At 54.0% G+C, this 6900-nt stretch carries 4 protein-coding genes; all 4 read right to left on the bottom strand.

Annotated elements, in window-relative coordinates:
* Positions 1-312: 312 nt before the first annotated feature.
* Positions 313-1680: a trigger factor gene (gene tig / locus BITS_RS03035; RefSeq protein WP_026642597.1), complete on the bottom strand. Its 1368-nt coding sequence runs from the start codon at positions 1678-1680 to the stop codon at positions 313-315.
* Positions 1681-1732: 52 nt separating this feature from the next.
* A complete protein-coding gene (locus BITS_RS03030) occupies positions 1733-3019 on the bottom strand; it encodes an HRDC domain-containing protein (RefSeq protein WP_026642596.1) in 1287 nt (428 codons plus the stop codon).
* A 396-nt stretch (positions 3020-3415) separates the two neighbouring features.
* Positions 3416-4297, bottom strand: a complete 882-nt coding sequence (pflA, locus tag BITS_RS03025; RefSeq protein ID WP_026642595.1) for a pyruvate formate-lyase-activating protein — start codon at positions 4295-4297, stop codon at positions 3416-3418.
* A gap of 217 nt (positions 4298-4514) precedes the next feature.
* Positions 4515-6890 (bottom strand): formate C-acetyltransferase, encoded by a 2376-nt coding sequence (pflB, locus tag BITS_RS03020; RefSeq protein WP_026642594.1) that lies wholly within the window; start codon positions 6888-6890, stop codon positions 4515-4517.
* Positions 6891-6900: the final 10 nt, after the last annotated feature.

Genomic DNA, 6900 nt, shown 5'->3' with positions numbered 1-6900 from the left:
ACACAGGCATGGCATCGGAAAGGAGCCCCCAAGGCGCACTACGAAACGTTCGGCATACCCAACCGATACGGAACCGGCATCGACTGGAACGAATTCCACACCAGCACCAGATACCCAAACGCCACCGAATAAAACCACCACCAGACACACAATTTGGCCTATAACCCACCGAATAAAACCACCACCAGACACACAATTTGGCCTATAACCCAGACTTCATGACGTACAGGCGTCGTCCGTTTTCCCTGATAACAACAAAACAGGCCCGAAACCGTAATGATTTCGGACCTGCATAAAAACTTAAGTAATTACTTACTCAGCATCAGAAGAGGACAGTTCGTCGGCCACAGCGGCTGCTGCCGAAGCGGCTGCGACGCTCTCATCTTCTTCATTCTGGGTATCATCACCCAGGAAAGCGCTCAAATCAAGCACTTCACCATCAGACTTGAAGGTGACAGCACGCATACCTGCGAGCAGCCCCTTGGAACGTCCGACTTCCTGAACAGCGGAACCGAGCTGGCCGTTATTCACGATCGCATTGATGAACTGGCTCGGATCCATGCCGTACTGCTGGGCAATGGAAGCCAAGAAGTTGGTGACATCGAGCTGAGTGACCTGAACTTCCATCTTCTGTGCCAGAGCGTCGAGGACCATCTGGTCACGAAGTTCCTTCTCGACGGACTCTTCGGCTTCAGCCTTCTGCTCCTTGGTGGCCTTCTCAGGATCAGGGGTCATGCCCTTCAAGTGCTCGGCGACCATATCGGCCTTGACACCCTTAGGAACAGGGATCTCCAGACCTTCCTTGAGCTTCTCGATGAAAGCATCGCGAGCTTCGGTGGCCTGACGACCTTCGGCATCCTTCTCGGCTGCCTTGCGCATATCTGCCTTCAACTCGTCAAGAGTGTCGAATTCGGAAGCGTCCTTAGCGAAATCATCATCGAGCTCAGGAAGTTCCTCAGCCTTGACGGAATTCACCTTGACCTTGATCTGAGCCTTTTCACCCTCATGATCGCCGGCTTCGAGAGTTCCTTCGAATGTGGTCTCTTCACCTGCTGACAGGCCTTCCAATGCTTCATCCAGACCATCGAGCATGGTGCCGGAACCCAGTTCGTAGCTCACGCCTTCCTGGGAATCCACGGTTTCGCCATCGATCTGTGCGTTCAGATCGATATTGGCAAAGTCACCCTTTGCAGCCGGACGATCCACGCCGACCAAGGTGCCGAAACGCTGGCGCAATGACTCAAGACGCTTCTCAACGTCCTCATCGCTGACCTCAGGCTTGGCCACTTCGATTTCCATGCCGTCAAGTTCAGGAAGCTCGATATCAGGACGGCGCTCCACAGTGGCGACGAACTTCAGCTTCGTCTCATCCTTAGCGGACTGCGGCACTTCCTGAACATCGATTTCCGGCTGAGCCATAGGCTGGAACTTCTTCTCGTCCATAGCCTTGGAATACAGCTCCGGCACTGCATTGTTCACGGCCTCGCCCGCAACAGCGGCAAAACCGATGCGCTGGTCGATAATCTTTCCTGGCACATGGCCCTTACGGAATCCAGGAACGTTGACCTGCTTGGCGATCTCCTTGCGAGACTGCTCCAAATAAGGCTCAAATTCCTCGGTATCGACGGTAACGGTGAGCCTCACCTTGGTGGGCTCAAGATTCCTGACGCTGATTTTCACGCTTGTGCTCCTGAAATACGGGTATTCACTTCTTCTGCCATTTCGGCAACCGTTATATGATAGCGCGACTTACGGACGCTGATATCAAGTTCACTTGCCAGTCTCTGGCCCCTTGCTCCCTCAAGAATTCAGCGACATCGCGCTTGTGAGGCTCATCCGTCCAACACAGATTACGCAGTATTTGTGGTTTGATAATCATATCGGCCGGTGTGCGGGTGTCTTCTGCGATTTGCGAGACGGTATGACGCACATTCATAAGGCAGTCATAGCGATTCGGATGCCTCGTCTGCCACAACTTCATGGATTTAGGTGCATTGCTATTATGCATGTCTCCCGGTGCCGCAGGGACTGTTGGCCAGTCCTCGGGCGCCAGATCCAAGGCATGTTGAATAACCTTTTTCCATATCGAAGGCTTGACCGCCCGCTGGATAGGAGCGTATCTTTCAAACATTTTGTCCTGTGCACTGCCGGTTTGAATGCGCACCCTTTCATTCAAAGAACGCACAGCCCTGAATTCCCTGGCGTTATGCGGCTTGAGTTGCGCGGCTTCTATTATGCTGCGATCTTCCAAGAGCAGATTAGGCGCGATGTCGTAGTGCTGAGCCAGTCTTTCCCGTTCTTCCCACAGCGCTTTGGCCACAGCCAGACCTTGCCTGTCTTTGATGATGGCACTGATATGGGAAATTCTCATCCACGGTACCGGATGCGGTTTGCGGGGTTGCATTCCCTGAGCCAAAGTATAGGTAAATTCCTCATGCGCCCAGTCGATCTTGCCATGGGACTTCAGATCCTGCGTCATCAAAGCTTCAAGCTCTATGAGTAATTCCACATCAAGTGCGGCATAATTGCGCCAGTCCCGAGGCAATGGACGGTATGACCAATCAGCGGCGGAATGCTCCTTCGCCAAGGTGATGCCCAGATACCGTTCCGTGACTGCCGCCAATCCAAAGCGATGCAATCCCAATAGCCTTGCGGCAACCTCCGTATCAAACAGAGCCTGTGGCTTCATGCCCAAATCGGCGAAGCCCGGAAGATCCTGCATGGAATCATGGATAATCCACGTGGCGTCGCCGATGGCGCCGTTGAATTCATTCCAATCCACTCGTTGCTCTCGCAACGCCACGGGGTCGAAGAGCATGATGCCTGTACCCTCGCGTTTGAATTGCACCAGCCAATCTTCATGACTGTATCGATATCCAGAGGCACGTTCTGCGTCGGCAGCCAGAGATCCACTTGCCGCAGCCAATCGTTCACAGGCTCGATGGAAACCTTCGATTGTATCGATAACATGGGGAACGCCGCCGCGTGGCTCAGATTGCAATCTAGGCTCGTCGTTCAACGGCTGTTTCCTCCCACCGCCTTTGGGAAACGACTCATTCGCAATCCATGCAAGCCGAACCCGTATTACTGTGTGCGCGTCTAGGATACACGGAGCATACACCAAGTGAGTCGTGCACGAGGCTTATCACTTGCTACGACCTATGTTTCATCCAAGCTGCAGAGAAATTGCCATCAGGGTAAGCAGTTATTCCATTTGGCAGTCAGACACGGCACTATGACGTCACCGTGGTATGACGTGTTCCGCCATTTTGCCATGTCACATTCCTCGAACTCGACTTTTCAGCATGGGCAATGCAACCTTGGCGATACTCTCCATGAAATGCAACCGCCGGCGACACCTTGCTCGCTTGAGCAAATATCGTCGGCGGAAACAGAACATCTTCGCACTCAGTGATTAATACACGGTGAAACCGTGCGAACGGAACTGGTCCATAACTCGTTTCTTCAATGCGGCAGAGGGGCCTTTTTGATTCTCGAGAGGATACGGAATACGCATCTCATGCCATTTCGGACGTCCGAGTTGGTGGAATCCGAGCACATCGATATGTTCCACTGCTTCGCCGAAGCTCTCGCAGATTTTCGCCACGTTTTCCACGTTTTCTTCGGCATCGGTCAATCCGGGGACCAAGACAAAGCGTATCCAGATCTTTTTCCCAGCCTTGTTCAGGCGCTGACCGAAATCGATGGTCGGCGCCAAGGTTCCGCCGGTCACTTTGTGATAGGTGTCCTCATCACCTGATTTCACATCGAGCAGACACAGATCGATGTCATCAATCATCTCGTCTGTGTAATTCCTGCCCAGGAATCCTGAGGTATCAAGGCAAGTATGCACGCCCATTTCCTTCGCCGCATGGAATACACGTGACACGAATGCCGGCTGCATCATCGACTCTCCTCCTGAGAAGGTTATGCCACCGCCAGTCGCCTTGAACAAATCCTTGTATCGGTCAACCTTTTTGATCATCGCATCAAGGTAGACGGGCTGACCGTCACGCATTTTCCAGGTGTCGGGATTCTGGCAGTATTGACAACGCAAAGGGCAGCCGCTCATGAATACGGTCATTCTTGTTCCCGGACCGTCAACCGCAGTGTTGATATCCCATGAATGTACAAAACCGATATCGCCGCTTTTCAATGCGGTCAAGCGATCGCGTCGGTCAAGTCCAATCGGCGACTCGAATCCTGAAAGTCCACCCATAAGCGTTTGACTCGCATATTGCTTGGACTCTTTGAGCATATGCGGAGTCGTGGTGCGAAATGTCTCGGTTCCAGACATCTTCGTCCTCCTTGTCACAACAACCAGACTGAAGCAACCCATCTCATGTGCTATGCTCCTACCATACACGCCTTTTCTCGTCGCGGCGCCTTTACCAGCGGCGAGCGTATATGTCGCATAACTTAGACACAAGCGCTTCGTTACCATCACATATGAAACGGGGCGGGCCAGCAATCGGCCCGCCCCGTTTCATGCCTCGGCATCAAGCCGGTGGAGATTAGTCAACCACCGAACCCTGATGGAAGGTACGGGAAATCACATCAAGCTGCTGTTCCTTGGTCAGCTTGACGAAGTTCACCGCATAACCCGACACGCGAACGGTCAGGTGCGGGTACTTCTCAGGATGTTCGACGGCATCCTCGAGCTGTTCCTTGCGCAGCACGTTGATGTTGGCGTGATACAGACCGTGGCCGTTGCCGGCATCCAGGATGCCAACCAGGTTGTTCACACGCTCGCCCTCATCGCGGCCCAATCCATCAGGAGTGATGGTGTTGGTCAGCGAGATGCCATCAAGAGCGTCGTCGTAATCGATCTTGCCGACCGAGAACATCGAAGGAAGCATGCCATGGGCATCCATGCCGTTCTCTGGGTTTGCACCTGGAGCGTACGGGGTGCCCTTCTTGTGGCCGGACGGGAAGGAACCGGTGTTCTTGCCGTACTCCACATTGGAGGTGATGGTCAGGATGGACTGTGTCGGGACTGCTCCGCGGTAGACCGGCAGGCGCTTGACCTGACCCATGACGGTGCTCACAACCCACTTCGCCAGATCATCGGCACGATCATCATCGTTGCCGTAGACAGGGAATTCGCCTTCGGTGCGGTAACCGACCACCAGATCGTCATCTGCACCCTCGACGTATTCGTACTCGTGGCCTTCCATTTCCTTGGCTTCCTTGTTGGTGATTGGGTACACCTTGGCGTACTTCAAGGCTGCCAGGGAGTCGGCTGCAATCGACAGACCGGACATACCGCAACCGAGGGTACGGTAGACTTCCTTGTCGTGCAGAGCCATCTCGATGGACTCGTATGCGTACTTATCATGCATGTAGTGGATGATGTTCAAAGCCTCGACGTAGGTCTCGGACAGCCACTCCAAAGCCTTCTCGTAGTTTGCCTTGACCTTCTCGTAATCCAGGGAGCCGTCGGCTTCCGGAGCGATTGGGTCAATGACGCCCTTATCGATGACCTGCATGCCGTTCATCTCATCGCGACCGCCGTTGATGGCGTAGAGCAGTGCCTTTGCAGAGTTCACGCGAGCTGCGAAGAACTGCATCTGTTTGCCGACGCGCATTGGGGATACGCAGCATGCGATTGCAGCGTCATCGCCCCAGTGAGCACGAATTTCCTTGTCGGACTCGTACTGGATTGCGGAGGTGTCGATCGAGATCTTGGCGCAGAAGCGCTTGTAGCCTTCTGGAAGCTTTGGATCCCAGAAGATGGTGATGTTTGGCTCAGGGCCAGGTCCGAGGTGCTCCAAAGTCAGGGTGTTCAGCAGACGGAAGGAGGTCTTGGTGACCATAGGACGTCCGTCATCGCCGAAGCCGGCATCCGACCAGGTTGCCCAGTAAGGATCGCCTGAGAAGATCGCGTCATAATCTTTGGTACGCAGGAAGCGCACGATACGCAGCTTCATGACGATCTGGTCGATGATTTCCTGAGCATCTGCTTCTGTGATCAGACCGGACTTCAGATCGCGCTCGAAGTAGACATCGAAGAAGGCGGAGTTACGGCCGAAGCTCATAGCTGCGCCATCCTGGCTCTTCACAGATGCGAGGTAGCCCATGTAAGTCCACTGCACGGCTTCCTGAGCGTTCTGTGCAGGACGAGAGAGGTCGAGGCCATACTCATTGCCCAAAACGATGAGCTTCTTCAAAGCCTTGATCTGCTCGTCATGCTCTTCGCGGAAGCGAATCCAGTGCTCGATCTCGGTTTCGGTGAAATCGTTGCGGTATGGTACGGAATCCTTGTCGCGCTTCTTGAATTCAATCAATGCGTTGACGCCATAGAGTGCAACACGACGGTAATCGCCGATGATGCGGCCGCGACCATAGGCATCCGGCAAACCGGTGAGGATCTTGCTGTGGCGAGCAACCTTAATGTTCTTGGTGTACACACCGAAAACGCCATCATTGTGGGTCTTGCGGTAACGGGTGAAGATCTTCTTGATCTCAGGATCAGGCTCCTTGCCTGCCTCCTTGATGGCCTGCTCGACCATGCGCCAACCACCGTTGGGCATCATGGCGCGCTTGCAAGGCTCGTCGGTCTGCAAACCGACGATAACATTGTCAACCTCAGGGCTCTCAATATATCCAGCCGGGAATGCATCGATGTCGGCCGGAGTGTGGGTGTCCACGTCGTATACACGACGCTCACGTTCTACTGCCAAGTAGTTCTTGTCGAGATACTCCCACATATGGCGGGTCTTCTCGGTAGCGTCCGCGAGGAAGGACTCATCTCCCTCGTACGGGGTGTAGTTCTTCTGAATGAAGTCTCGAACGTCAATGTCCTCTTGCCAGTTGCCGCCCGCAAAACCCTGCCAGGCTTTGTCACGCAACTCCTGTTCAGAGAGAGCGGTGGTTTCAACTGCTGTCATGTCGACTCCT

Origin of the sequence: Bifidobacterium tsurumiense (genome assembly GCF_000741765.1) — a bacterium.
Taxonomy (GTDB): Bacteria; Actinomycetota; Actinomycetes; order Actinomycetales; family Bifidobacteriaceae; genus Bifidobacterium; species Bifidobacterium tsurumiense.
The sequence above is the reverse complement of the archived record's forward strand: the minus strand, read 5'-3'. Positions and strand labels throughout refer to the sequence as shown.

Coding starts and splice junctions, on each gene's coding strand:
- pflA (WP_026642595.1), bottom strand. CDS start 4,297: ATGTCTGGAACCGAGACATTTCGCACCACGACTCCGCATATGCTCAAA.
- pflB (WP_026642594.1), bottom strand. CDS start 6,890: ATGACAGCAGTTGAAACCACCGCTCTCTCTGAACAGGAGTTGCGTGAC.